Genomic DNA, 26,340 nt, shown 5'->3' on the forward strand with positions numbered 1-26,340 from the left:
CCTATCCTGCCTCCTCGTCCCCGAACAGGGCGAGGGCGGTGTTCACCAGGCCGATGTGGCTGAACGCCTGCGGGAAGTTGCCCAGCTGACGGCCCGCCACGGGGTCGTACTCCTCCGCGAGCAGTCCCACGTCGTTCGCGAGGCCCACCAGGCGCTCGAACAGCACCCGGGCCTCCTTCCGGCGGCCCGTCATCTGGAGCGCGTCCGCGAGCCAGAAGGAGCACGCCAGGAAGGCGCCCTCGTCGCCGGGGAGCCCGTCCACAGGGATGTCGGCCGCGGTGTCGTAGCGGCGTACGAAGCCGTCGTGGCCGAGTGCCTCGCGGACCGCGTCGACCGTGCCGATCACCCGGGGATCGTCGGGCGGGAGGAAGCCGAAGCGGGGGATGAGCAGCAGGGCGGCGTCGAGTTCCTGCGACCCGTAGTACTGCGTGAACGTGTTGCGTTCGGGGTCGTAGCCCTTCTCGCACACGTCCCGGTGCACCTCGTCGCGCAGTTCGCGCCAGCCCTCCAGGTCGCCCGACAGGTCGGCGTACTCCTCCAGGGTGCGCACCGCGCGGTCGGCGGCCACCCACACCATCACCTTGGAGTGCACGAAGTGCCGGCGCCCACCGCGCACCTCCCAGAGGCCCTCGTCCGGCTGCTTCCAGTGGTCGCGCAGCCAGTCCAGGAGGACGCTCTGAAGGGACCACATGTGCGGCTTGGGCGACAGACCCGCGCGCCGGGCCAGCCACAAGGAGTCCATCACCTCTCCGTAGACGTCGAGTTGGAGCTGGTTGACGGCGCCGTTGCCGATCCGCACGGGCGCCGAACCGCCGAACCCGGAGAGGTACGGCAGCTCGAATTCGGGGAGCCGCCGCTCGCCCGCCACGCCGTACATGATCTGGAGGTCGGCCGGGTCGCCCGCGACCGCGCGCAGCAGCCAGTCGCGCCAGGCCTCGGCCTCCTTGTGGTAGCCCGCCGAGACCAGGGCGCCCAGGGTGAGCGTCGAGTCGCGCAGCCAGCAGTAGCGGTAGTCCCAGTTGCGGACGCCGCCCATCTCCTCCGGGAGGGAGGTGGTGGCCGCGGCGACGATGCCGCCCGTCGGCCGGTAGGTGAGGGCCTTGAGCGTGATCAGGGAGCGTACGACGACGTCCCTGTAGGGGCCGTCGTAGCGGCAGCGGGCCGCCCAGCGCTGCCAGTCCGCGACGCTGGCGCGCAGCGACTCGTACGGGTCGACGAGCGCCGGACGGGGCTCGTGCGAGGGGTGCCAGGTGAGGACGAAGGCGACCTTCTCGTCGGCCTCGACGGTGAACTCCGAGTGGGTGCTGAAGTCCTCGCCCCAGGTGTGCACTTCGGGCTCGCTGCGCAGCCACGCCGAGTCCGGGCCCGCGACCGCCACATGGTGCCCGTCGGACCTGCGCATCCACGGCACGATCGCGCCGTAGTCGAAGCGCAGCCGCATGGTGCTCCGGACGGTGACCCGGCCGCTGAGGCCCTCGACGATGCGTACGACGTCGGGGGCGCGGTGGCGCTGGGGCATCAGGTCGGTGACACGGATCGTGCCCTCGGCGGTCTCCCACTCCGTGTCCAGGACGAGGGTGTCGGGGCGGTAGGCGCGGCGGGTGCAGCGGTCCGCTCCCTCGGGGGCGATACGCCAGTGGCCGTTGTCCTCGTCGCCGAGCAGTCTGGCGAAGCAGGCGGCCGAGTCGAAGCGCGGCAGACACAGCCAGTCGACCGAGCCGTCCATGCCGACCAGGGCCGCGGTCTGTTCGTCGCCGATGAGGGCGTAGTCCTCGATACGTGGGTGCACGGGGTGCGGGTTCCCTCCCTGCCGACGGAGCAATCTCGGTTCGGGGCCGGGCGGGTGAAGAGAGGCCCAGCTCACACCGTCGCGGGCTCGGCCTCCGCCGTCTCCTCTTCCTTCGCGGCCGCCTCCCGGCGGTCGCGCGCCTCGCGACGGGCGAGGACCACGTAGCCGACGGGTACGGCCGCCGCGAACAGCCACCACTGGATCATGTACGCGTAGTTCAGCGGGGCGTCTTCCTTGCCCGGGTCGGAGATCTGCTCCGGGGAGCCGCCCTTCGCCTCGGGCGCGGTCTGCTCCACATAGCCGCCGAGCACCGTGGCGTGCAGGCGCCGCGCCTGGTCCGCACTGTTGATCAACATGATCTGGCGGTCGGGCAGGCCCTTGATGTCCTTGATGCCGCTCGCCGCGGTCGTCTCGTCGGCCATCAGACGCCCGGTGACGGTGGTCTTCCCGGCCGGCGGCGCGGGGATCTCCGGGAACGCGGTCTGCGCGCCGGTCGCCGGAATCCATCCACGGTTGATCAGCACGACCTTGCCGTCCGTCAGCACGAACGGGGTGAGGACGTGGAAGCCGACCTCGTCGTCGCCATTGGTACGACGCCGGACGACGACCTCCTTGGAGGTCTCGAAGGTGCCCGTCGCGGTGACGGTGCGGTACCTCTCCGTACGGGTCACCGCGTGCCCGGGGGAGCTGATCGTCTCCACGGGGACCGGCTTGGCGTGCAGCGCGTCCGTCACCAGTTGGTTGCGGGCACTGCGCATCTCGTAGCGGTGCATCTGCCAGATGCCCAGCCTGATCATCGTCGGGATCAGGAGGAGGGTGATCAACGCGAGGATCACCCACTGCCGGGACATCAGGAAGCGGTACACCCCACGACCGTACAACTCGGTCGTGGGGCGCATTCAGGGGGGTACCGGAAGGGATACGGGTCGCGGATTCCGGGAGACCGGCGGCTCACACCTTGTCGATGATCCCCACCATCCCCTCCGCCCGGGCGCAGTGGCCCCCGCAGAACCAGCGGCCCTCGACCTCGACGCCCTGGCCGATGATCTGCACCCGGCAGTGCTCGCAGATGGGGGCCATGCGGTGGATCGCGCAGGAGAAGCAGTCGAAGACGTGCACCGCGCCCTGCGCGTGCACCTCGAAGCTCATGCCGTAGTCATTGCCACACACTTCACATCTCGCCATGCGCCACAGGGTGGGCCGTCCGCCCGGCACGGGCGAGCGCGCGCGGGGCGAGTCGTACGACAATCACCCGTCCGCGCGGTCAGTCAGCCGCCTCGACGTCCCGCAGCAGCTGTCCGAACGCCGCCTCGTCCACCACCGGAGTGCCGAACTGCTTGGCCTTGACGACCTTCGAGGTGCCCGAGTCCGGGTCGTTCGTGACGAGGAGGCTGGTCAGCCGGGACAGGCTCGTCGCGACATGCAGGCCCGCCTCCACGGCCCGGTCCTCCAGCAGCTCGCGCTCGATGGACGTGTCCCCGGAGAACGCGATCCGCATCCCCTGCTTGAGCGGCCTGCCGTCCTCGAACCGCCCGGGGTTCGGGTACGGGCACGCGGGCCGCTTGCGCGCCGGGCGCCAACTTCCCGCCCCGTAGCCGCTGTAGCCGCCCGCCTGCTGGCCGATCCGGGGCGCGGGGCGGTCCGCCCACTCCGTCAGCGGCCGGCACTCGTGCAGCGGCAGCCGTACGCCGCCCTGGGCCGCCGCGCGCAGGCTGGGCCGGAACGCCTCGGCGAGCACGCGCGCGTCGTCCAGCGCGTGGTGCGCGCGCTGCTGCACCACACCGAAGTGCGCGGCCAGGGACTCCAGTTTGTGGTTGGGCAGCGGGAGGCTCAGCTCCTTCGACAGGGCGATGGTGCACAGCCGCTGACGGACCGGCGGATCGATCCGCACGCGCGCGTACTCCCGCGCGATCATCTGCCAGTCGAAGACCGCGTTGTGCGCGACCAGCACACGGCCCTCCAGGCGGGTCGCGAACTCGTCGGCGATGTCCTTGAAGAGGGGCGCGCCCTCCAGGACGTCACTCGTCAGACCGTGGATCCACACCGGGCCGGGATCGCGCTCCGGGTTGACCATCGTGTACCAGTGGTCCTCGACCTCGCCGAGCGCGTCCAGGCGGTAGACGGCGGCGGAGATTATCCGGTCGTCCCGGGCCAGGCCGGTGGTCTCCACGTCAACTACCGCGTACCCCTGGGGATACGCGGCCGGCCACGGAGTGGCTGCGGACACTGCGGGCGAGTGGTCTTCGAGCATGGTCACTGAGGATACGGGCCGCCACTGACAGCCCTGTCCCTCAGGTCGCCCGCCTCGCCCGCCCGTTCGGGTCCGCCGAATGCGCGTGCGCGTGGCTATGGACCTTTTGCCCGCCCGGTGCCACCGTGCTGCCCGCCTGACGGATGACGGCCTACGAAGGGCGGTACGGCGTATGGCACGCGTACGGTACGGGGCACGGACCGAGGCGGAGATCGCCGCCGCGCGCACGGCGAGTTCCAGACTTCCGGACATCTGGTCCACCGGTGTGGTGGCGGTCTGGGAGAGCGACCCGGACGCGGTCGCGGCGGTCCTGCCGCCGCCGCTCAAGCCGACCGGGCGGCCCCTGGTCCGGGTGAACATCAGCAAGGTCGAGCTGACCGGATACCCCCTGGGCGCAGGCTCGTTGGCGGTCGCCGCCGTGCACGACGGCGTCGAGGGCTGGTACCCCCTGGTGATGCCGATGACCCACGAACGGGCCCTCACGGGCGGACGCGAGGTCTTCGGGGAGCCCAAGAAGCTCGGCGAGGTGACCGTCGAGCGCGTGGGCCTCGTCGTGCACGCCTCCCTGGCCCGGCACGGCATCGCCTTCGTCGAGGTCCGCGGCGCCATCAGCGAGGAACTGCCCCTTCCGGGGCCGACACAGAAGACCGACTTCTACTTCAAGTTCCTTCCCGCGGTGGACGGTTCGGGCTTCGACGCCGACCCCGTGCTCGTGCACTGCCTGCGCAACGAGAAGGTCCGCCGACTGGAACGCGTCACCGGGGACGTCGTCCTGCGCGAGTCCATGTACGACCCGGTCGCCGACCTCCCCGTCCGCACCCTCGTCGACATCACCATCGGCGAGAAGACCAGCGACCAGCGCGGCAAGGTCGTCGAACGGGTCGACGCGCAGGCCCTGTTGCCGTACATCCACCAGCGCTACGACGACCCGCTCCAGATCCACGACGGGCCTCCCGAGGGGAGCGTCTGATGGAGCTGAGGGAGGGGCAGGTCGCCGTCGTCACCGGGGCGGCGAGCGGGATCGGGCTCGCGATGGCACGGCGGTTCGCCGCCGAGGGACTCAAGGTGGTCCTCGCCGACGTCGAGCAGGGCGCCCTCGACAAGGCCGCCGCCGACCTGCGCGCCGACGGAGCCGACGTGCACGCGCGCGTGGTCGACGTCGGCGTACGCCAACAGGTCCTGGATCTGGCCGAGTCGGCCTACGAGAGGTATGGCGCCGTCCACGTCCTGTGCAACAACGCCGGGGTCGGCTCGGGCGCAGAGGGCCGGATGTGGGAGCACGAACCGAACGACTGGCAGTGGGCGTTCGCCGTCAACGTGTGGGGTGTCTTCCACGGCATCCAGGCGTTCGTCCCGAGGATGATCACGTCGGATCAACCCGGTCATGTCGTCAACACGTCCTCCGGGGACGGCGGGATCGCCCCGCTGCCCACCGCCTCCGTGTATGCCGTCACCAAGGCGGCCGTCGTGACGATGACCGAGTCCCTGTACGCCCACTTGAAGGCGGAGCACGCGCGGGTGGGTGCCTCGGTGCTCTTCCCGGGGCCGCACATGCTGCGCACCGGCCTGTGGGAGTCGCACCGCAACCGGCCGGCCCGGTACGCCAAGGAACGCCCCCGCAGGACGCCGTACCGCAGCCTGGACCAGTGGGAGAGCGCGATGAAGGAGGCCGGCAAGGAGGTCGCCTTCACGCCCGTGGAGGAGGTCGCCGACCTCGTCGTGGACGGCATCCGCGCGGACCGCTTCTGGATGCTTCCCGAGAGCGAGCACAGCGACGCCCAGATCCGGGCACGGGCGGCCTCGATGCTCGACCGGACAAACCCGTCGTACCTCGAAAGCTTCATCCTGGACTGAGGGGGCTGTTGTGACCGACCAGGAGCCGTACCTGATCATCTCCTCCGACTGCCACGCCGGGCTGCCCACCGAGGAGTACCGGCCCTATCTGGACGCCCGGTTCCACCGGGACTTCGACGAGTTCCTCGCCGGACGCGACCGGCGCCGCGAGGAGATGACCCGGCTGGGCATCCGCAACGAGGCGTTCGCCGCCAAGTGGTTCCACGACAACGAGGAGGGCCTGCGCGGGGGTTGGGACGCCGCGCAGCGCCTCAAGGAGCTGGACGGGGACGGGGTGGCCGCCGAGGTGGTCTTCCCGGACGCCGACGCCGTCGACAGCCAGACGGCCGCGCCCTTCGGAGTGGGACTCGGCCTCTCCGGGGACCAGGACCCCGAGTTGGGCATGGCGGGCGCCCAGGCGCACAACCGCTGGCTCGCCGACTTCGTCTCCGAGCACCCCGAACGGCACTGCGGAGTCGCCCTGTTGCCGATCACGGCCCCTGCGGAGAAGGCCGTCGCGGAGATCCACCGCGCCAGGGAGTCCGGCCTCGGCGCCCTGATGATCCCCTCCATGTGGGTCGACAAGGAGCCCTACCACGACCGCCGTTACGACCCCGTCTGGGCGGCCGCCGCCGAGTGCGGGATGCCCGTACTGACCCACTCCGGGGCGGCACCCCGCCACGAGTACGGCGACCACCTGGGCATCTATGTGAGCGAGGTGACCTGGTGGCCCGCCCGGCCGCTCTGGTTCCTGCTCTGGTCCGGGGTCTTCGAACGCCACCCGGGCCTCACGTTCGGTGTGGCGGAGTCGGGCTGCTGGTGGCTGCCGAACCAGCTGTGGTTCATGGACCGCCTCTACCTGGGTGCCCATGGCGGCAAGAAGCTGTCGCCGTTCGCGGAGTTGAAGCGGCCGCCGCACGAATACCTCGACCGTCAGGTCTTCATCTGCGCCACCAACACCAAGCGCCGTGAACTGGCGCAGCGTTATGAGATCGGCGTCGACAACATCCTCTGGGGGAGCGACTTCCCGCACCCCGAGGGCACCTGGCCCGACACGCGCGCGTGGCTGAAGCGCACCTTCCACGACATCCCGGTGGACGAGACGCGCCGCATGCTGGGCCTCGCGGCGGCGGACGCCTTCGGCTTCGACGTGGCGGCGCTGACCCCGCTGGCCCGCCGGATCGGCCCGACGCCCGCCGAACTCGGCCAGCAGGACGACCAGGAGGCCGTGAGGGCGTCGTGGGCGCGCTCGCGGGAGGTGGGGCGGCACTGGCTGACCGACCACGACTTCCCGGTCCTGGGGGCGACGCCATGAGCGCGACGGACTCCCTGGACCCGGTGGACCCCGACGGCGCGGACCGGTACACGGTCATCTCCGCGGACTGCCACGCGGGCGCCGATCTCCTCGACTACAGGCCCTACTTGGAGCGGCGGTACCACGAGGAGTTCGACGCGTGGGCGGCCACGTACGTCAATCCGTACGAGGACCTGGTCGCCGACACGGCCGACCGGAACTGGAACTCCGCGCGGCGGATCGCGGAGCTGGAGCAGGACGGGATCGTCGCGGAGGTCGTCTTCCCGAACACCATCCCGCCGTTCTTCCCGTCCGGCTCCCTGATGGCGCCCGCGCCCACAGCCGAGGAGTTCCGGCGCCGCTGGGCGGGCCTGCGCGCCCACAACCGCTGGCTGGCGGACTTCTGTTCGGCCGCGCCGGGCCGACGGGCGGGCGTCTTCCAGATCCTCCTGAACGACGTCCAAGAGGCCGTCCAGGAGATCCGCTGGGCGGTCGCGGCGGGCCTCCGGGGCGGTCTGCTGCTGCCGGGCACTCCGCCGGGCTCCGGACTGCCGGAGCTGTACTCGTCGGCGTACGACCCGATCTGGGCCGTGTGCGCGGAACTCGGCGTCCCCGTCAACCACCACGCGGGCTCGGCGTCCCCGCCCCTGGGCGACGAACCGGCCGCCCGCGCGGTGTACATGGTCGAGACGACCTGGTTCTCGCACCGAGCCCTGTGGCACCTGATCTTCGGCGGTGCCTTCCGCCGCCACCCGGATCTGCGACTGGTCCTGACCGAGCAGGGCTCCGGATGGATACCCGGGGTGCTCGACATGCTGGACTACTACCACGGGCGGCTGGTCGCGGCGGCCACGAAGGCGTCCACGGCGGAGTCCAAGTTCGGCGCGGGACTGGCCGCCTCCATGGGCAAGGGTCCGTCGGAGGTATGGCGCGACAACTGCTTCGTGGGCGCCAGTTTCATGCGCCCCCACGAGGTGCCCCTGCGCGACCGCATCGGCATCGAGAAGATCATGTGGGGCAGCGACTTCCCGCACGACGAGGGCACGTACCCGTACTCCCGGGAGGGGCTCCGGTTCGCGTACGCGCGCGTGCCGCGCGACGAGGTCGCCGCCATGCTCGGCGGCAACGCGGCCCGCGTGTACGGCTTCGACCTCGACGCCCTGGACCCGGTCGCGGCGAAGGTCGGCCCCCTGGTGAGCGAGATCGCGGAGCCCCTCGCCGAACCGCCGGCCGGCGCGACGAGCCCGGTGTTCGCGCGGGGAGCGTCGGTACGGGTGTGGTGAGGCCCGGGGTGGAATCCTCCGGGGGTGACTGAAACCAACGGTGAGTCCCACGCCGAGGCCCACGGAGGCAGCCTCGGCTCCCGGCTGAACTGGCTGCGGGCCGCGGTCCTCGGCGCGAACGACGGCATCCTGTCGACCGCCGGACTCGTCGTCGGCGTGGCCGGCGCCACGGACGACCGCACGGCGCTGCTGACGGCCGGCCTCGCGGGTCTCCTCGCCGGTTCCATGTCGATGGCGGCGGGGGAGTACGTGTCCGTCTCGACGCAGCGCGACTCGGAGAAGGCCGCCCTGGCCATGGAGAAGCGCGAGCTGAAGGAGCAACCGGAGGCCGAACTGGAGGAGTTGACCGAACTCCTCCAGGACCGCGGGCTGACCCGGGATGTGGCCATGGAGGCGGCGGCCCAGCTCACGGAACGCGACGCGCTGCGTGCCCACGCGCGCGTGGAGCTCAACATCGACCCCGACGACCTCACCAACCCCTGGCACGCGGCCGGGGCGAGCTTCCTGTCCTTCACGGTCGGCGCCCTGCTGCCCCTCCTGGCGATCGTCCTGCCCCCGGCCGACTGGCGCCTCGGTGTCACCGTCGTCTCGTCCCTGGCGGCCCTCGTCTTCACCGGCTGGGCCAGCGCCCGCCTCGGCGCCGCCGCCCCGAAGCCGGCGATGGCGCGGAACGTGGCCGGGGGAGCGCTGGCGATGGCGGTGACCTACCTGGCGGGCACGCTCCTGGGGGCGGCCGGGGCATGACGCGTTGGCGGAGATCACCAACAAGCAAGCGCGTACCCCGGGTAATACTTGTGGGTAACAACGTCTAGTCGCGACCGATTCGCGGTCCTACGGTTCATCCATGCCGAATCTGCCCGATGCCGTGCTCTGGTCGATACCCGCCTTCGTGCTGCTCACCGTGATCGAGATGATCAGCGTGCGCGTCCACCCCGACGAGGACGCGGCGGGCTACGAGGCGAAGGACGCCGCGACGAGTCTCGGCATGGGGCTCGGGAGCCTCGTCTTCGACTTCCTCTGGAAGATCCCGATCGTCGCGATCTACTCGGCGATCTACGAACTCACCCCGCTGCGCGTGCCCGTCCTGTGGTGGACGATCCCGCTGATGCTGCTCGGACAGGACTTCTTCTACTACTGGTCCCACCGCGGCCACCACGTCATCCGCATCCTGTGGGCCTGCCACGTCGTCCACCACTCCAGCCGCAAGTTCAACCTCACCACGGCCCTGCGCCAGCCCTGGACGACCCTCACGGTGTGGCCGTTCTACGTCCCGCTCGTCGCCCTGGGCGTGCATCCCGCCGCGCTCGCGTTCTGCTCCTCGGCGAACCTCGTCTACCAGTTCTGGATCCACACCGAGCGCATCGACCGGATGCCCCGCTGGTTCGAGTTCGTCTTCAACACCCCGTCCCACCACCGGGTCCACCACGCCTCCCAGGGCGGCTATCTGGACCGCAACTTCGGCGGCATCCTCATCCTCTGGGACCGGCTCTTCGGGTCCTTCGTGCCCGAGGTCGAGCGGCCCGTCTACGGGTTGACCAAGAACATCAACACGTTCAACCCGGTCAAGGTCGCCACCCATGAGTACGTCGCCATCGCCAAGGACCTGAGGACGGCGACCAGTTGGCGCGAGCGCGCGGGACGCGTCTTCCGGGGACCTGGCTGGCAGCCGGCGCCCGCCGTGGAACAGGGCGTCCCGGCCGCCGAGGAGACCGCGGCCGCGTGAACCGACGTCCCGGACACCCGGCCGCCGCGCGCGTCCTCCTGGCGGCCTTCGGCCTCGCCGCCCTCGTGGACCTGCTCGCGCTCGCCGTCGGTCACGACCCCGCCCACACCGTCGCCAAGCCCCTCCTGATGCCACTCCTCGCCGCGTACGCGGCCCTGCGCGGCGCACCCCGCCTCCTCGTCGCCGCGCTCCTGTTCGGCTGGGGCGGCGACACCCTGCTGCTCTCCGACGCCGACCCCGCCTTCCTCGCCGGCATGGCCTGCTTCGCGGCGGGCCACGTCTGCTACCTCGCCCTCTTCAGGACCTACGGCGGCCCGGAACGTGCTCCACGCGCGCGTGCCGGTCTCCTCGTCGCCGGGTACGCCGTCGCCCTGGCCGTCACCGTCACGCTGCTGTGGCCCGACCTCCCGGCGGACCTGCGCGTCCCCGTGGCCGGCTACAGCGCGCTCCTCACGGCCATGGCGTGCGTGGCGGTCACCCGGCTCGGCCTCGTCGCCGGGCTCGGCGGGGTGCTCTTCATGGTCTCCGACACCCTCATCGCGACCGGCGTCGCCGACTGGCCGCAGCCGCCAAGGCCCGACTTCTGGATCATGCTGACGTACGTCGCCGCACAGTTCCTGCTGGTCCGGGGAGTGCTCGGCACCCTCGCCGAGCGCCGCGCACCGACGGCGGCGTACCGTGAAGTGCGCTCGACCACCCCCTGAGCGCACCGCACCAGCACATCCGCGACGAGAAGGACCCTCATGCGCGCCACCACCATCCACGCCCCGTTCGACATGCGCGTGGAGGACGTGCCCGAGCCCCTGGTCCAGTTGCCGTCCGACGCCGTGGTCCGGGTGCTGCGCGCCTGCATCTGCGGCAGCGACCTGTGGGCGTACCGCGGCGAGGCGGCCCGGCAGCCGGGGCAGCGCATCGGACACGAGTTCCTCGGGATCGTCGAGGAGACCGGCTCCGAGGTGACCGGCGTCAGGACCGGCGACCTCGTGGTCGCGCCCTTCATGTGGTCCGACGGCGTCTGCGACTACTGCCGCGAGGGCCTCACCACCTCCTGCGTGCACGGCGGCTTCTGGGGCGCCGTGGGCTACGACGGCGGCCAGGGCGAGGCCGTACGCGTGCCCTTCGCCGACGGCACCCTCGTACCGCTGCCGAAGGAGGCGGCCTCCGACGACCACCTGCTGTCCGCGCTGCTGACACTGTCCGACGTCATGGGCACCGGCCACCACGCGGCCCTCGGCGCGGGCGCCGGCAAGGGCACCACCGTGGCCGTCGTGGGCGACGGAGCGGTCGGCCTGTGCGCCGTGCTCGCCGCCAAGCGCCTCGGCGCCGAGCGGATCATCGCGCTCGGCCGGCACGAGACCCGTACGGACATCGCCCGCCGCTTCGGCGCCACCGACGTCGTCGCCGCACGCGGCGAGGAGGCCGTCGCGGCCGTCCGCGAACTCACCAGGGGCCAGGGCGCGCACGCCGTCGTCGAGGCCGTCGGCACCGAGCAGTCCATGCGTACGGCCGTCGAGATCACGCGTGACGGCGGTGCGATCGGCTTCGTCGGCGTACCGCACGGCAGCGGCACCGGCCTCGACCTCGGGGTCATGTTCGACCGGAACATCGCCCTGCGCGGCGGGGTCGCGCCGGTCCGCGCGTACATCCCGGAACTGCTGCCCGACATCCTGGACGGCACGATCGACCCGTCGCCCGTCTTCGACCTCACGGTCGGCCTGGAAGGCGTGCCGGACGGCTACAAGGCGATGGACGAGCGCACGGCCCTGAAGGTCCTGGTCACCAACGGCTGATCAAGCAGTTGATCAAGCATTGACGGCAGACATTGACCGGCTGGTCGCTTGGTTGACCGACCGGTTGACCGTCTGGCTGGTCAATGCCAGCGGATCGGAACCGGCAAGGCCGTCAGCAGTCCGGAGAGCACGACCACCACTCCCAGGACGACGACCTCCGCCCGCGCGGGGGAGCAGGCGGTCAGCGGATCGGTGGCCCGCCGCAGCCGGGACCTGGCCCACAGCGCGAGAACGGCGACGGCGGCGACGAGCAGCACCTTGGCGAGCAGGGTGCGCCCGTACGCCGTCGTCGTCAGCTGGTCCAGGATCGTGCCGACCGGCATCCTCCGCAGCGAACTGCACACCCCCGTGGCGGTGATCGCGGCGAGCAGGACGACCGCCACGCGCGCGTAGAGACCCAACAGCGCGGCGCCCGCCTCGGTGCCCCGCCACTGCCGCAGCGTCCGCAACACGTGCAGCAGGCCCCCCACCCACAGGGCCGCGCACGTCAGGTGAACCAGGGTCAGTTCGGAGCCGACCAAGGGGCTGTACTCGCCCGCCGGGTGTGCGCGCAGCGCCTCCGCGAGAACCACGGCGCCAAGGGGCCACATCTGCACACCGGGCCGTCGCGACCGCGCGCACAGGGCCGCCACGGCGAACGCGCCGATCTCCAGGAGGGCGAGCCTGCCGTCCCGGGACTGACAGAGGCCGCCGATGTCGAGCCGGGTCACGCCGTCCGGCACCAGGTTGCCCATCGCCACGGCCGACGCGAGCCCCAGCGCGGCGACGAGACCGGCACCGGACGTGTACAGGGCCCAGCTGCGGGGGCCGATCGGGGGAGCGCCGGGCACGGTGCGCGCCAGCCGGTTCACGAACAGCTCGCCCAGGGGCACGCACAGAGCGCCGAACAGCACCGCCCGCAGCAGCGCGATGCCCCAGACGCCGGGCGCGGCGGCCTCCCCGGTGCCGTGCAGCGCGGCGGACGGGCCGAGCAGCGGGATCAGCGCGGCGAGCACCACCAGGGCCAGCACGGCGACGGCCCGACGCGGACCGGGGCGCCGCCCGGAGCCGCTGGTGTCGGCCGCTTCGACAGTCGGTCGTATCAGGGTCACCCCAAGATCTTCACCAGCCGTCACAGAACCGGGCAAGTGCAACAAAACCATTGGGGGAACCGCATTACGCCCGTAAGTGGTGCTCCGGCCGCCTCCGGAATCAGGCCCAACGAGCGGGATCGGTGCCCCAACGCCCCGGCGGACGCGTCCAGTTCGAGGGGCCGCCGGCGAACGACACGGGCGACAGGGCGTGCCGCAGACGCCCGATACCGCTGTCTGTCTCGACCAGCCAGGCGTCGGGTTGGCTGTACGCCGTCCCGCTCTCGCGGCGAGGCGTCGCGCTCTCCTCGCGTGCCGCCGCCCGGTCCGGCTCACCCCCGTCCGCGATCAGCCATGCCGCGGTCCGCGCGAGCGCCAGCCGCAGGGCGATGCCGCCGCCCCGCTCCGACTGTTCCGTCAACGCCCGCAGCACCGCGCCCGCCAGCAGGTACCCCGTCCCGTGGTCGAGGGCCTGGGCGGGCAGTGCGCCGGGTTGTTCCGGCGACCCCTCGATCGCCGCGATGCCCGTGACGACCTGCACCAGGCTGTCGAACCCTCGCCGGTCACCCCACGGCCCGTACCCGCCCCACGCCGACAACTGCGCCACGACCAGCCCGGGCCTACGGTCGAGCAGCGCCTCGGGGGAGAGCCCGAACCGGTCCAGGGCGCCCGGCCGGTACCCGGTGACGACCACGTCAGCCCGCTCCAGCAACTCCCCGAAGGCACGCCGATCGGCCGCGAGACCCAGGTCCAGCCGGGTCGACCGCTTGCCGAAGCCGGTGTCCGCGTGCGCGTCCGTGTCCTCGGGCAACTGCGGGGCGTCCACCCGCAGCACGTCCGCGCCCAGCAGCGCGAGGGTCCGCGTGGCGACCGGGCCCGCGATGACCCGGGTCAGGTCGAGCACGCGCACCCCGGCCGCAGGCAGCAACGGGTCGCCGTCGAGTCGCGGGAGCGCACGCGCGCGTGCCGTGCCGATCCGTTCGCGCTCGACGAGCGGCCGCCCGGCGACCGCGGCCCCCTGCGGATGCGCGGCCCACTCCGCCGCCGTCCGCAGCGCGACCGCGAGACCCCCGGCACCGTAGACCGTCTCCTCCACCTCCAGGGCGGATCGCCCGGCGAGCACGTCGGCCACGGTCTCCACGCAGGCATCCTCCGCCAGCCCCAACGCGCCCAGCAGCCGCGCCCGGTGGTGCGGATAGTTCGCGTGGGTGCGGACCCACCCGTCGGCCGTCCGCCAGAACCGCGACAGCGGCGCGAAGCCGACCGGCGCCCGCCCGTCGACCAGCAGGTGCCGCTCACTGACGAACGCCGTGGCGACGGCCCCGTCGTCCACCCGCACCCCGGGCACCTCCACGAGCCCGGCCCGGCGCGCCCCCAGCTCGGCGGCGGCCAGCGCGCACGCCCCCACACAGGCCCGCGCCGACTCCCGTACGGGAAGGCGTGCTTGAAGTGCTCCCGTGCGTACGACGGTCGAGACGCGTGAGACCAGGGCGGGATCGCCGCCCATCGCAGTCCATGCCACCTTGATGCCATCGGGTTTCATCATGATTGAACTATGCGGTATTGATTCAATCAATATATGTATGGATGGCTGTACGGACGCGAACGGGCCGGGCGGAAGTCCGCCCGGCCCGTGAACAAGCGAGGGGTCGGCTACTTCACCGCACGCAGCGCGTTGACGATGCCGAACCCGTAGAAGCCGTTGACCCGCTTGCCGCCCACGCAGGTCGCGTCCACGACGCCGTCACCGTTGGTGTCGTAGGGCTCGGTCGGGCAGCCCGGGTTGTCCGCCTCGGCCTTCAGCAGCGCCTGCAACTGGGCCGGACCGGCGTACCGGTGCGTGGACTTGAGCAGCGCGGCCACCGCGGCGACGTGCGGGGTCGCCATCGAGGTGCCCTGGAGATAGCCGTACGAGTTGTTCGGCAGCGTGGAGAGGATGCGGCCGTTCTTCGACGGGGTGTCCGGGATCTGAAGGGCGTCGCCGCCGGGCGCCGCCACGTCGATGACGCCCTTGCCGTAGCTGGAGAAGTACGACTTGGCCTTCTTGACGCCGACCGAGCTGACCGTGACGACGCCCGGCAGCTGGGTCGGTACGTCGAAGCACTCGTGCGGGTCGACCGTCCGGGTCGTCGCGGTCGAGTCGTCGGGGCTGGAGTCGTCGACCAGGGCGTGGGAGTCGAGGTCGTCGTTCGAGTTGCCGGCCGCCGCGACATTGAGCGTGCCCTTGCTCTGCGCGTACAGCTGGGCCCTGTTGACCGCGTCAACAATGGCACGTTGATCGGGGTCGTCCATGCAGTTGTACAGCCAAGGATCAACGTAGTAGCTGTTGTTGGTGATCTCCACGCCATGGTCCGCCGCGAACACGAACGCGCAGACCACACTCTCCGGGTAGAAGAGCTGGCTCGAGTCCGGCTCGGCCACCGTGATCCCGGAGACCTTCACGCCCGGCGCGACGCCCGCCACACCGATGCCGTTGCGGGCGGCGGCGATCTCACCCGCGACATGCGTGCCGTGATAGTGGCCGGAGTCCACGGGGCGCCAGGAGCCGTACGTGGTGTCCGCCTTGCCGCCCACGCAGTTGGCGGACTGCGAGGGGGAGAAGTTCGGGGCGATGTCCGGGTGGGTGTCGTCCACGCCGACGTCGATGACGGCGACCGTCACGCTCTTGCTGCCCGGGTTGATCTTCGCGGCCTTGTCGGCGCCGATCGCCGGCAGGTCCCACTGGTCGGCTTCCAGGGGCTCGCTGTCACCGGCGGCAGCGGAGGCCTTCGCCGTCTTGGCGGCCTGGTCCTTGGAGAGGTACTGCACCGCGCCCTCGTCGGTCGTCGAGGCCAGGCTCAGCGGCGCGGTGCGCGTGGCACCGGCCGACTGCACACCCTGCACCTTGCGGATGACGGGGCCGAAGTCCGGGTTCGCCGAGTGGACGACGATCACGCCGATCTTCTCGTACGTCACCACGATGGTGCCGCCGGCCGCATTGATCGCCTTCTTGACCGAGTTGATCGTCCGGTGGTCCAGCCGTGTGTTGACCACATACGCAAGATTCGGTGCGTCGGCGGCCTGGGCCGCGGTCCCGGTCTCGACGGCCGGGACCGCCGAGGCCGCGGACGGAAGGAAACCGAGCGAGGCGGTCAGCGACAGCACGACCGGCACGGCGAGGGCGAGCCGGCGTCTGGGGCGCAGATGAGCCATGGGATCTCCACATCATCCGGAAACGAAACGGCCCGAGACGTGGTTGGCGCTCGGGCAGGTACATGACGAGTGGTGCAGACCCGAAGCTATCTCCCGCGACAGCTGGCCAGCAATGATTTCCCAAAGACGACTACCGAAAGAAGTCAAAGGAGTTGAACCGGTCGAGGGGCGGCGCCGTGCCCTTGGGCAGGAAGCGCCAAGCCAACTCAGTACCCGCAGGTCCGCAACGCGAGGAGACACCGTGGCCACCGAGACACCACCCCCCTCGAAAGCCGAACGCCAACTCCCCAGTACCGAGGAGTTCGAACAGGTCCAGGAGAGTGCGGAGTTCGCCGAACTGCGCCGCGCCCACCGCTCCTTCGCCTTCCCGCTGACCGTCGCCTTCATCGTCTGGTACCTGCTGTACGTGCTGCTGTGCAACTACGCGGCCGATTTCATGGACACCAAGGTCGTCGGCAACATCAACGTCGCGTTGGTCCTGGGCCTCGCCCAGTTCCTCACCACGTTCCTCATCGCCTGGTGGTACGCGCGGTACTCCGCCGCGAAGCTCGACCCCAAGGCAGCAGCCATCAAGTCCCGGATGGAGGACGGCGCATGAGCCCCGAGATCACCCTGGCCGCAGGCGAGGCGAGCCAGCACCGGCCGCTGATCATCACCCTGTTCGCGATCTTCGTCGCAGCGACGCTCGTCATCACCGTATGGGCGGGCCGCCAGACGAAGAGCGCCGCCGACTTCTACGCGGGCGGCCGCCAGTTCACCGCCTTCCAGAACGGCCTCGCCGTCTCCGGCGACTACATGTCCGCCGCGTCCTTCCTCGGCATCGCCGGCGCGATCGCCCTCTTCGGGTACGACGGCTTCCTGTACTCCATCGGCTTCCTGGTCGCCTGGCTGGTCGCCCTGCTCCTGGTGGCCGAACCGCTGCGCAACTCCGGCCGCTACACCATGGGCGACGTCCTCGCGTACCGCATGCGCCAGCGCCCGGTCCGCACCGCGGCCGGCACCTCCACCATCGTGGTCTCGATCTTCTACCTGCTGGCCCAGATGGCGGGCGCGGGCGTCCTGGTCTCGCTGCTCCTCGGCATCACCACCGACGCGGGCAAGATCGGCATCGTCGCCCTGGTCGGCGTCCTGATGATCGTGTACGTCACCATCGGCGGCATGAAGGGCACCACCTGGGTCCAGATGGTCAAGGCCTGCCTGCTCATCGCCGGCGCGCTGCTGCTGACCTTCCTGGTACTGCTGAAGTTCAACTTCAACGTCTCCGACCTGCTCGGCAAGGCCGCCTCCAACAGCGGCAAGGGTTCCGCCTTCCTGAACCCCGGCCTCAAGTACGGTGCCACCGGCACGACCAAGCTGGACTTCATCTCCCTGGGCCTCGCCCTGGTCCTCGGCACCGCCGGACTGCCGCACATCCTGATCCGCTTCTACACGGTGCCCACCGCCAAGGCCGCCCGTAAGTCGGTCAACTGGGCCATCGGCCTGATCGGCGCCTTCTACCTGATGACCCTGGCCCTCGGTTTCGGCGCCGCCGCACTGATCAAACCCGACGAGATCATCGCCTCCAACAAGGCGGGCAACACGGCCGCCCCCCTCCTGGCACTGCATCTGGGCGGAGTCGACTCCAACTGGGGCGCCATCCTCCTGGCCACCATCTCGGCGGTCGCCTTCGCCACCATCCTCGCGGTCGTCGCCGGGCTGACCCTGGCCTCGTCCTCCTCGTTCGCCCACGACATCTACGCGAACGTCATCAAGCGCGGCCAGGCCACGGAGAAGCAGGAGATGGCAGCCGCCCGGTACGCCACCGTCGGCATCGGCGCCGTCTCCATCGTCCTGGGTGCCCTCGCCCGCGACCTGAACGTCGCCGGCCTGGTGGCCCTCGCCTTCGCGGTCGCCGCCTCCGCCAACCTCCCGACGATCCTCTACAGCCTCTTCTGGAAGCGCTTCACCACCCAGGGCGCCCTCTGGTCGATCTACGGCGGCCTCGTCACCGCGGTCGGCCTGGTCCTGTTCTCGCCGGTGGTCTCCGGCAAGGAGACCTCGATGTTCCCCCACGTCGACTTCCAGTGGTTCCCCCTGGAGAACCCCGGCATCATCTCCATCCCCGTCGGCTTCCTGCTGGGCTGGCTCGGCACGATCCTCTCCAAGGAGGAGCCGGACACCGGCAAGTACGCGGAGCTGGAGGTACGGTCCCTGACCGGCACCGGAGCCCACTGACCGGCCCCGTCCGGTCGCTCTGAATCCCCCCACACGGTTCCCCCCACGCCGACGGCCGCGTCGTAGATCCCTACGACGCGGCCGTGCCGTACCTCGTGGGATCTGGCCGCCCTCGTTGTCAGTGGTGTCGCGTAGGCTCGCAGGTGTCGGAAAACATGCGATCCGAAACGAGGGAGGGGGCCTACATGCTGATCGACACCTATGGCCGGGTAGCCACCGACCTGCGGGTTTCGCTGACCGACCGGTGCAACCTCCGGTGCACGTACTGCATGCCCGAGGAGGGTCTCCAGTGGCTGGCCAAGCCCGACCTCCTCACGGACGACGAGATCGTCCGCCTGATCGACATCGCGGTCACCTCCCTCGGCATCGAGGAGGTCCGCTTCACCGGCGGCGAGCCCCTGCTCCGCCCCGGCCTGGTCGGCATCGTCGAGCGGGTCGCGGCCCTGGAGCCCCGCCCCCGGATGTCGATCACCACCAACGGCATCGGCCTCAAGCGCACGGCGGCCGCCCTGAAGAAGGCGGGCCTGGACCGGGTCAACGTCTCGCTGGACACCCTGCGCCCCGACGTCTTCAAGACCCTCACCCGGCGCGACCGCCACAAGGACGTCATCGACGGCCTCGAAGCCGCCCACGACGCGGGCCTGACCCCGGTGAAGATCAACTCGGTGCTGATGCCCGGACTCAACGCCGACGAGGCCCCGGACCTCCTGGCCTGGGCCGTGGAGCACGGCTACGAACTGCGCTTCATCGAGCAGATGCCCCTGGACGCCCAGCACGGCTGGAAGCGCGACGGCATGGTCACGGCGGGCGACATCCTCGCCTCCCTCCGCACCCGCTTCGAGCTGACCCCCGAGCGTGACGACGAGCGCGGTTCCGCCCCCGCCGAGCGCTGGACCGTGGACGGCGGCCCGCACCGCGTGGGCGTCATCGCCTCGGTCACCCGCCCGTTCTGCGCGGCCTGCGACCGCACCCGCCTCACGGCCGACGGACAGATACGCAACTGCCTGTTCGCCCGCGAGGAGACCAGCCTCCGCACCGCCCTGCGCTCGGACGCCCCGGACGAGGAGATCGCCCGCATCTGGCGCGAGGCGATGTGGGGCAAGAAGGCGGGCTCGGGCCTGGACGACCCCTCCTTCCTCCAGCCGGACCGCCCGATGTCGGCGATCGGGGGCTGAGCGGGCGAGCGGGTCCTAAGGAGTCCCGGGCTCTTCCCAGTCCTCGAAACTGACGACGTCCTTCAAGAAGCCCCGTACGCCGAGGAATTGGGACAGGTGCTCGCGGTGCTCCTCACATGCGAGCCAGGTCTTGCGCCGCTCCGGTGTGTGCAGCTTCGGGTTGTTCCAGGCCAGCACCCACACGGCGGCGGCACGGCACCCCTTGGCGGAGCAGATCGGGGAGACGGGATCGGAGCCGGCGGAGTTCAGAATCACGCGCCCGACCCTAACCGAGCCCGTACGTCAGCCGTGCCCAGCCCTTGACCGACGGGGGATGCGGGCCGACTCCGGAGGGTGCTGCGGGGGCCTCACATGGCGACGCCGAGCAGCCACGGGGGGAGCTGCCCGGCGTCGGTCCGTCGCTCCGACGGGGGATGCGGAGCGCGTACGAAGTATGTCACGGGTAACCGGCCGCCCGGCACCGGAACAACATGATTGATCTGAGCTTTTCTTGAGCTTGGCGAGGGCTCGGCTTCCGGTTCGGACGCGTTCGGCATGGTCACGACCGGTCGTACGGTTCGCCTCCCGCACCCGGTGCCGGCTCCGTCACGACCTCTTCCGGGACGGCTCCCGTGAACGCCTCGTCCGACCTCGGCGGTGCGATCATCGGCCGCAGCGGGGTGGTGACGAATGTGGACGGAAGCCCCGGGGCGTTCTCCCGCCCGGCGTTCGCGATCACCACGGCGACATAGGGGAGAAGCACACCGAGCACCAGCGCGACGATCGCGACGTGCCGTTCGACGTTCCACAGGGCGCAGGCGAGGATCACCGACACCGTACGGATCGACATCGAGATGACGTAGCGGCGCTGCCGACCGCGGATGTCCTCCGCGAGTCCCGTGCGGGCTCCGGTGATCCGGAACACCTGGGCGTTGCCGTCGCCGTGCAGCTTCCGCATCACATTCCACCATTCGCCCGCATCGGACTCTCCCCGGCCCGCAACCCCGGCTCGCATCAGATCCGGGAACGGGGCCCCGACACGTCCTACGTTACGCCGCGCCTCCGCCGCCTTCGAGACCGGGGCACCTCGGGTCACGGCGACCGGACTGCGCCGTAACACGTACGGCCCCACCCGACATGCGCCGTAGCGCGACCGGACCCACACTTGGCGTAATGCTCGCGTAGAGCCGTACAAGGAGGCAGCCATGGGCTGGTTGTGGGCCATCATCGTGGGATTCGTGCTGGGCCTGATCGCGAAGGCGATCATCCCGGGCAAGCAGCACAGTCCCCTCTGGCTGACCACCATTTGCGGCATTCTCGGCGCCATCGTCGGCAACGCGATCGCCCGAGCGGCCGGCGTCGCCGCCACCAGCGGCATCGACTGGAGCCGCCACGCGTTCCAGCTCGTGGCCGCGGTCATCATCGTCTTCGTCGTCGACATGGCGTACATGGCGACGATCGGCAGGAACAAACAGCGAGCCTAGGGCAGCGCCCCGGAGGGGCGCGGGTCACCGCGCGACCGGCCACGACGAAAGCCGCGGCCCGCGGTCGACCCGCGCCCCTTCGGCGCTTACGCTCCGGTCACCTCAACCGCGGCCAGGTTCTTCTTGCCGCGCCGCAGCACCAGCCACCGCCCGTGCAGCAGATCCTCCTTCGAGGGAACCGCGTCCTCGGCCGCGACCTTCACGTTGTTCACGTAGGCCCCGCCCTCCTTCACGGTCCGCCGCGCGGCGGACTTGCTGGCCACCAGCCCCACCTCGGCGAACAGATCCACGACGGGACCCAGTTCGGCGACCTGGACGTGCGGTACCTCGGAGAGCGACGCGGCCAGCGTCTTCTCGTCCAGCTCCGCCAGCTCGCCCTGTCCGAAGAGCGCCCTGGACGCGGCGGTCACCGCGGCCGTCTGCTCGGCGCCGTGCACCAGGGTCGTCAGCTCCTCGGCCAGCGCGCGCTGTGCGGCACGGGCCTGCGGACGCTCCTCGGTCTGGCGCTCCAGCTCCTCAAGCTCCTCACGGGACTTGAAGGACAGCATGCGCGCGTACGTGGAGATGTCCCGGTCGTCCGTGTTCAGCCAGAACTGGTAGAACGCGTACGGCGTGGTCATCTCCGGGTCGAGCCAGATGGCGGTGCCCTCGGACTTGCTGAACTTCGTGCCGTCGGCCTTGGTCATCAGCGGTGTGCCGTAGGCGTGGACCGTGGCGTCCGGCTCCAGGCGGTGGATCAGGTCCAGGCCCGCCGTGAGGTTGCCCCACTGGTCGCTGCCGCCCTGCTGGAGCGTGCAGCCGTACCTGCGGTAGAGCTGGAGGAAGTCCATGCCCTGGAGGATCTGGTAGCTGAACTCCGTGTAGCTGATGCCCTGGTCGGAGTCCAGGCGCTTGGCCACGGAGTCCTTCGCGAGCATCTTGTTGACGCGGAAGTGCTTGCCGATGTCGCGGAGGAACTCGATCGCCGAGAGGTTCGCCGTCCAGTCGAGGTTGTTGACCATGACCGCGGCGTTCTCGCCCTCGAAGGACAGGAACGGCTCGATCTGACGGCGCAGCCGCTGGACCCAGCCGGCCACGGTCTCCGGGTCGTTCAGCGTGCGCTCCGCCGTCGGGCGGGGGTCGCCGATCTGGCCCGTGGCCCCGCCGACCAGCGCCAGCGGCCGGTGACCGGCCTGCTGGAGCCGGCGCACGGTGAGCACCTGCACCAGGTGACCCAGGTGGAGCGAGGGCGCCGTCGGGTCGAAGCCGCAATAGAACGTGACGGGACCGTCCGCGAGCGCCTTGCGCAAAGCATCTTCGTCAGTGGACAGGGCGAAGAGGCCCCGCCACTTCAGCTCGTCGACGATGTCCGTCACGGTTCTCGTATCTCCTTGGGATGGTCTCGTGGATCAGGTACGAGGTTATACGCCCTGACTGACAGAGCTCATATTGAAGTCCGGCACCCGCAGCGCGGGCATCGCGGCCCTGGTGAACCAGTCGCTCCATTCCCGCGGCAGCGTCTTCTCCGTCCGCCCCGCCTCGGTCGCCCGCCCCAGCAGGTCGACCGGCGACTCGTTGAACCGGAAGTTGTTCACCTCGCCCGTGACCTCGCCGTTCTCGACGAGGTAGACGCCGTCCCGGGTCAGCCCGGTGAGCAGCAGCGTCGCCGGGTCGACCTCGCGGATGTACCAGAGGCAGGTCAGCAGCAGCCCGCGTTCGGTGCTCGCGACCATCTCCTCCAGGGAACGGTCCTCGCCCCCGCTCAGGATCAGGTTGTCGATCGCCGGCGCCACCGGCAGCCCGGTGAGACCCGCGCTGTGCCGGCTGGTCAGCAGATGCCGCAGTTCGCCGTCGCGCACCCAGTCGGTCGCGGCCAGCGGCAGCCCGTTGTCGAACACCGACTGGTCGCCCCCCGAGGTGTGCGCCAGCACGAACGGGGCGGATTCCAGGCCCGGTTCGTTCGGGTCGCTGCGCAGCGACAGCGGCAGCTCGGTGAGCTTCTCGCCGACGCGGGTGCCGCCGCCGGGCTTGGAGAACACCGTGCGTCCCTCGACCGCGTCCCGGCCCGACGCCGACCACATCTGGTAGATCAGCAGGTCCGCGACGGCCGTAGGGGGCAGCAGCGTCTCGTAGCGGCCCGCGGGCAGTTCGATCCTCCGCTCCGCCCAGCCCAGTCGTACGGCCAGTTCGGCGTCCAGGGCGGCCGGGTCGACGTCCTTGAAGTCCCGGGTCGAGCGGCCGGCCCAGGCCGAGCGCGTACGGTCCGGGGACTTGGCGTTCATCTCCAGGGTGCCGGTGGGCTGGTCGTGACGCAGGCGCAGCCCGGTCGACGTACCCAGGTAGCTGGAGACCAGTTCGTGGTAGGCGAATCCGTACAGCTCGCGACCGCCCGCACGCGCGCGTGCGAACGATTCGCCGAGCGCCGGAGCGAAGTCTGCGAACACCGTGGAGGACGTCTCGGCGGGCCCGTCCGTGAAGTCGGGCGACCGGGGTACGTCCGTGACGAGCGGCTGTGCGTCCTCGGCTGCCTCGGCTCCGCGCGCGGCGGCTTCGGCGGCCCGTACGAGCGGCTCCAGTTCCTCCGGGGTGACGGCGGACCGGGACACCACCCCCGAGGCGGTGCCCTCCTTGCCGTCGACGGTCGCGATGACGGTGAGCGTGCGCCCGCGCGTGACACCGTTCGTGGTCAGCGCGTTGCCCGCCCAGCGGAGGTTGGCGGTCGACTGCTCGTCGGCGATGACGACACAGCCGTCGGCCCGGGAGAGTTCGAGGGCGCGCTCGACGATCTCGTGCGGCTTGTTCGTACGAGGACTCATCGACCGGCCTCCTGGGTGGTGTTGAGGATGTTGACGCCCGTGAAGAGGGCGGACGGGCAGCCGTGCGACACCGAGGCGACCTGGCCCGGCTGGGCCTTGCCGCAGTTGAAGGCGCCGCCCAGGACGTAGGTCTGCGGGCCGCCGACGGCCGCCATGGAGCCCCAGAAGTCGGTGGTCGTGGCCTGGTAGGCGACGTCCTTCAGCTGCCCGGTGATCCGGCCGTTCTCGATCCTGAAGAACCGCTGTCCGGTGAACTGGAAGTTGTAGCGCTGCATGTCGATCGACCATGACCGGTCGCCGACCACGTAGATCCCGCGGTCGACCCCGCCGATCAGATCCTCCGTGGACAGCCCCGCCGGATCGGGCTGGAGCGACACGTTGGCCATGCGCTGCACCGGCACATGGGCGGGGGAGTCGGCGTACGCGCAGCCGTTCGAGCGCTCGAAGCCGGTCAACCTGGCGATGCGGCGGTCGAGTTGGTAGCCCACCAGGGTGCCGTCCTTGACCAGGTCCCAGGACTGGCCCTCGACGCCCTCGTCGTCGTAGCCGATCGTCGCGAGGCCGTGTTCGGCGGTGCGGTCGCCGGTGACGTTCATCCGCTCGGAGCCGTACCTGAGCTTGTTGAGCTTGTCGAAGGTGGCGAAGGACGTGCCGGCGTAGGCGGCCTCGTAGCCGAGCGCGCGGTCCAGTTCGGTGGCGTGGCCGATGGACTCGTGGATCGTCAGCCAGAGGTTGGACGGGTCGACGACGAGGTCGTACAGGCCCGCCTCGACGCTCGGTGCCCGCATCTTCTCGGCGAGCAGCTCCGGAATCCGCTCCAGCTCGCCGTCCCAGTCCCAGCCGGTGCCCGTGAGGTACTCCCAGCCGCGGCCCACGGGCGGCGCGATGGTGCGCATGGAGTCGAACTCACCGGTCGACTCGTCGACCGACACGGCGTTCAACTGCGGGTGCAGCCGGACCCGTTGCTGCGTGGTCACCGTGCCCGCGGTGTCGGCGTAGAACTTGTTCTCGTGCACGGTGAGCAGCGAGGCGTCCACGTGGTTGACGCCGTCCGCCGCCAGCAGCCGGGCACTCCACTCCGCCAGCAGCCCCGCCTTCTCCTCGTCGGGCACCGAGAAGGGATCGATCTCGTACGACGAGATCCACGTCCGCTCCTCGTGTACCGGCTCGGCGGCCAGCTCGACCCGCTCGTCCGACCCGGCGGCCTTGATCACCTGGGCGGAGAGCTTCGCCATCGCCACCGCCTGGGAGGCGACCTTGGCGGCGGCGTCCAGACTCAGGTCGACCCCGGAGGCGAAGCCCCAGGTGCCGCCGTGCACGACCCGTACCGCGTACCCGAGGTCGGTGGTGTCCGACGTACCGGCCGGGCGGGCGTCCCGCAGCCGCCAGGACGCGCTGCGCACCCGCTCGAACCGGAAGTCCGCGTGCTCCGCGCCGAGGGCACGCGCGCGTGCGAGCGCGGCGTCGGCCAGAGCGCGTAGCGGAAGCGCCGTGAAGGCTTCGTCGATGGAATGAGGCACGGAGGTCTCCCTGCTGTCGTGGCCTGTCGGGTCCGATCATGTCGCGCGAGCGGGGGCGGGGACCACACGTTTCCGCGCTGCGTCGGCACTTTCTGTAGGGACCCGACAGTGAGTCCCGTAAGCCACTGTCGGTGCCCGATTGTCCGCGGGACGGGGCGGACCGATAGGTTTTCGATAAAGCCGCCTGTCATCCAGGTGTGTCTGGCAGGCGTGCAGAACCGCTATCGAAAGGGTGATCCGTTGAGCCGCTCGGTTCTCGTCACCGGAGGCAACCGGGGCATCGGCCTCGCCATCGCCCGCGCATTCGCCGACGCCGGCGACAAGGTCGCCATCACGTACCGCTCGGGTGAGCCGCCGGCCGGCTTCCTGGCCGTCAAGTGCGACATCACCGACCCCGAGCAGGTGGAGCAGGCCTACAAGGAGATCGAGGCCGAGCACGGCCCGGTCGAGGTCCTGATCGCCAACGCCGGCGTCACCAAGGACCAGCTCCTCATGCGCATGACCGAGGAGGACTTCACCTCGGTCATCGACACCAACCTCACCGGCACCTTCCGCGTCGTCAAGCGCGCCAACCGCGCGATGCTGCGCGCCAAGAAGGGCCGTGTCGTCCTGATCTCCTCGGTCGTCGGCCTGATGGGCGGCCCCGGTCAGTCGAACTACGCCGCCTCCAAGGCCGCCCTGGTCGGCTTCGCGCGCTCCCTCGCCCGTGAGCTGGGCTCGCGCAACATCACCTTCAACGTCGTCGCGCCCGGCTTCGTGGACACCGACATGACCAAGGCGCTCACCGACGAGCAGCGCGACGCGATCATGGCGCAGGTGCCGCTGGGCCGGTACGCGCAGCCCGAGGAGGTCGCCGCGACGGTGCGGTTCCTCGCCTCGGACGACGCCTCGTACATCACTGGAGCCGTCATCCCCGTAGACGGCGGACTGGGAATGGGTCACTGATCA

General features: G+C 70.6%; 25 protein-coding genes. 13 read left to right on the plus strand and 12 right to left on the minus strand.

The window, feature by feature from the left end:
* Window position 1 precedes the first annotated feature (1 nt).
* The 4 genes from ACIRB1_RS11340 to ACIRB1_RS11355 all read right to left on the minus strand — a co-directional run bounded on the left by ACIRB1_RS11340 (window position 2) and on the right by ACIRB1_RS11355 (window position 4,040).
* Window positions 2–1,789: a glycoside hydrolase family 15 protein gene (locus tag ACIRB1_RS11340; protein ID WP_403465335.1), complete on the minus strand. Its 1,788-nt coding sequence runs from the start codon at window positions 1,787–1,789 to the stop codon at window positions 2–4.
* Window positions 1,790–1,860: 71 nt separating this feature from the next.
* Complete coding sequence (locus ACIRB1_RS11345) at window positions 1,861–2,655, minus strand: SURF1 family protein (RefSeq protein ID WP_403465336.1); 795 nt, start codon at window positions 2,653–2,655, stop codon at window positions 1,861–1,863.
* 85 nt (window positions 2,656–2,740) lie between these two features.
* Window positions 2,741–2,974: a hypothetical protein gene (locus tag ACIRB1_RS11350; RefSeq protein WP_033286388.1), complete on the minus strand. Its 234-nt coding sequence runs from the start codon at window positions 2,972–2,974 to the stop codon at window positions 2,741–2,743.
* Between the two features lie 79 nt (window positions 2,975–3,053).
* Window positions 3,054–4,040 carry a DEDDh family exonuclease gene (locus ACIRB1_RS11355; protein ID WP_403465337.1) on the minus strand — a complete coding sequence of 329 codons (987 nt, stop codon included), beginning with the start codon at window positions 4,038–4,040 and terminating at the stop codon, window positions 3,054–3,056.
* A gap of 172 nt (window positions 4,041–4,212) precedes the next feature.
* On the opposite strand from ACIRB1_RS11355, the gene ACIRB1_RS11360 reads away from it, so the two are divergent.
* From ACIRB1_RS11360 to ACIRB1_RS11395, 8 genes are all read left to right on the plus strand, one after another.
* Complete coding sequence (locus tag ACIRB1_RS11360; protein WP_403465338.1) at window positions 4,213–5,010, plus strand: acetoacetate decarboxylase family protein; 798 nt, start codon at window positions 4,213–4,215, stop codon at window positions 5,008–5,010.
* Window positions 5,010–5,894 (plus strand): SDR family NAD(P)-dependent oxidoreductase, encoded by an 885-nt coding sequence (locus ACIRB1_RS11365; RefSeq protein ID WP_403465339.1) that lies wholly within the window; start codon window positions 5,010–5,012, stop codon window positions 5,892–5,894. Before ACIRB1_RS11360 ends, ACIRB1_RS11365 begins: the two co-directional genes overlap by 1 nt.
* Window positions 5,895–5,904: 10 nt before the next feature.
* Window positions 5,905–7,188 (plus strand): amidohydrolase family protein, encoded by a 1,284-nt coding sequence (locus ACIRB1_RS11370; RefSeq protein WP_403465340.1) that lies wholly within the window; start codon window positions 5,905–5,907, stop codon window positions 7,186–7,188.
* The gene (locus tag ACIRB1_RS11375; protein ID WP_403465341.1) at window positions 7,185–8,450 is read left to right on the plus strand and encodes an amidohydrolase family protein; all 1,266 of its coding nucleotides are present in this window, start codon (window positions 7,185–7,187) and stop codon (window positions 8,448–8,450) included. The genes ACIRB1_RS11370 and ACIRB1_RS11375 overlap by 4 nt, the downstream gene beginning before the upstream one ends.
* 24 nt (window positions 8,451–8,474) lie before the next feature.
* Window positions 8,475–9,194: a VIT family protein gene (locus ACIRB1_RS11380; protein ID WP_403465342.1), complete on the plus strand. Its 720-nt coding sequence runs from the start codon at window positions 8,475–8,477 to the stop codon at window positions 9,192–9,194.
* A 100-nt stretch (window positions 9,195–9,294) separates the two neighbouring features.
* Complete coding sequence (locus ACIRB1_RS11385; protein ID WP_403465343.1) at window positions 9,295–10,173, plus strand: sterol desaturase family protein; 879 nt, start codon at window positions 9,295–9,297, stop codon at window positions 10,171–10,173.
* On the plus strand, window positions 10,170–10,877 hold the full coding sequence (locus ACIRB1_RS11390) for a lysoplasmalogenase (protein WP_403465344.1): 708 nt from the start codon (window positions 10,170–10,172) through the stop codon (window positions 10,875–10,877). Before ACIRB1_RS11385 ends, ACIRB1_RS11390 begins: the two co-directional genes overlap by 4 nt.
* A gap of 39 nt (window positions 10,878–10,916) precedes the next feature.
* Complete coding sequence (locus ACIRB1_RS11395; protein ID WP_403465345.1) at window positions 10,917–11,963, plus strand: zinc-dependent alcohol dehydrogenase family protein; 1,047 nt, start codon at window positions 10,917–10,919, stop codon at window positions 11,961–11,963.
* 80 nt (window positions 11,964–12,043) lie between these two features.
* On the opposite strand, the gene ACIRB1_RS11400 is transcribed toward ACIRB1_RS11395, so the two are convergent.
* From ACIRB1_RS11400 to ACIRB1_RS11410, 3 genes are all read right to left on the minus strand, one after another.
* On the minus strand, window positions 12,044–13,054 hold the full coding sequence (locus tag ACIRB1_RS11400) for a CopD family protein (RefSeq protein WP_403465346.1): 1,011 nt from the start codon (window positions 13,052–13,054) through the stop codon (window positions 12,044–12,046).
* Window positions 13,055–13,154: 100 nt separating this feature from the next.
* Window positions 13,155–14,579 carry a CoA transferase gene (locus tag ACIRB1_RS11405; RefSeq protein WP_403465347.1) on the minus strand — a complete coding sequence of 475 codons (1,425 nt, stop codon included), beginning with the start codon at window positions 14,577–14,579 and terminating at the stop codon, window positions 13,155–13,157.
* 107 nt (window positions 14,580–14,686) lie between these two features.
* Window positions 14,687–16,225, minus strand: a complete 1,539-nt coding sequence (locus tag ACIRB1_RS11410; protein ID WP_403465348.1) for a S8 family serine peptidase — start codon at window positions 16,223–16,225, stop codon at window positions 14,687–14,689.
* A gap of 241 nt (window positions 16,226–16,466) precedes the next feature.
* On the opposite strand from ACIRB1_RS11410, the gene ACIRB1_RS11415 reads away from it, so the two are divergent.
* From ACIRB1_RS11415 to moaA, 3 genes are all read left to right on the plus strand, one after another.
* Window positions 16,467–16,823 (plus strand): DUF485 domain-containing protein, encoded by a 357-nt coding sequence (locus ACIRB1_RS11415; RefSeq protein WP_352184517.1) that lies wholly within the window; start codon window positions 16,467–16,469, stop codon window positions 16,821–16,823.
* A complete protein-coding gene (locus ACIRB1_RS11420) occupies window positions 16,820–18,439 on the plus strand; it encodes a cation acetate symporter (RefSeq protein ID WP_352184516.1) in 1,620 nt (539 codons plus the stop codon). The genes ACIRB1_RS11415 and ACIRB1_RS11420 overlap by 4 nt, the downstream gene beginning before the upstream one ends.
* 185 nt (window positions 18,440–18,624) lie before the next feature.
* Window positions 18,625–19,614 (plus strand): GTP 3',8-cyclase MoaA, encoded by a 990-nt coding sequence (moaA, locus tag ACIRB1_RS11425; protein ID WP_352184647.1) that lies wholly within the window; start codon window positions 18,625–18,627, stop codon window positions 19,612–19,614.
* Between the two features lie 15 nt (window positions 19,615–19,629).
* Here the strand turns inward: moaA and ACIRB1_RS11430 are convergent, their stop codons facing one another.
* Window positions 19,630–19,869 (minus strand): hypothetical protein, encoded by a 240-nt coding sequence (locus ACIRB1_RS11430; RefSeq protein WP_403465349.1) that lies wholly within the window; start codon window positions 19,867–19,869, stop codon window positions 19,630–19,632.
* A 283-nt stretch (window positions 19,870–20,152) separates the two neighbouring features.
* On the minus strand, window positions 20,153–20,551 hold the full coding sequence (locus ACIRB1_RS11435) for a DUF3099 domain-containing protein (RefSeq protein ID WP_403465350.1): 399 nt from the start codon (window positions 20,549–20,551) through the stop codon (window positions 20,153–20,155).
* A gap of 247 nt (window positions 20,552–20,798) precedes the next feature.
* On the opposite strand from ACIRB1_RS11435, the gene ACIRB1_RS11440 reads away from it, so the two are divergent.
* Window positions 20,799–21,077: a GlsB/YeaQ/YmgE family stress response membrane protein gene (locus ACIRB1_RS11440; RefSeq protein WP_352184513.1), complete on the plus strand. Its 279-nt coding sequence runs from the start codon at window positions 20,799–20,801 to the stop codon at window positions 21,075–21,077.
* An 86-nt stretch (window positions 21,078–21,163) separates the two neighbouring features.
* Here the strand turns inward: ACIRB1_RS11440 and tyrS are convergent, their stop codons facing one another.
* The 3 genes from tyrS to ACIRB1_RS11455 are packed head-to-tail and all read right to left on the minus strand — an operon-like array spanning window position 21,164 to window position 25,392.
* Complete coding sequence (gene tyrS, locus ACIRB1_RS11445; protein ID WP_352184512.1) at window positions 21,164–22,432, minus strand: tyrosine--tRNA ligase; 1,269 nt, start codon at window positions 22,430–22,432, stop codon at window positions 21,164–21,166.
* 45 nt (window positions 22,433–22,477) lie between these two features.
* Window positions 22,478–23,872 carry a metallopeptidase TldD-related protein gene (locus tag ACIRB1_RS11450; protein ID WP_352184511.1) on the minus strand — a complete coding sequence of 465 codons (1,395 nt, stop codon included), beginning with the start codon at window positions 23,870–23,872 and terminating at the stop codon, window positions 22,478–22,480.
* The gene (locus tag ACIRB1_RS11455) at window positions 23,869–25,392 is read right to left on the minus strand and encodes a TldD/PmbA family protein (protein WP_403465351.1); all 1,524 of its coding nucleotides are present in this window, start codon (window positions 25,390–25,392) and stop codon (window positions 23,869–23,871) included. The genes ACIRB1_RS11450 and ACIRB1_RS11455 overlap by 4 nt, the downstream gene beginning before the upstream one ends.
* A gap of 240 nt (window positions 25,393–25,632) precedes the next feature.
* Between ACIRB1_RS11455 and fabG the strand changes: the two genes are divergently transcribed.
* Window positions 25,633–26,337, plus strand: coding sequence for a 3-oxoacyl-[acyl-carrier-protein] reductase (fabG, locus tag ACIRB1_RS11460; protein WP_352184509.1), 705 nt, complete (start codon window positions 25,633–25,635; stop codon window positions 26,335–26,337).
* Window positions 26,338–26,340: the final 3 nt, after the last annotated feature.

The sequence above is a fragment of the Streptomyces sp. NPDC096013 genome, assembly GCF_044763565.1.
Lineage (GTDB): Bacteria > Actinomycetota > Actinomycetes > Streptomycetales > Streptomycetaceae > Streptomyces.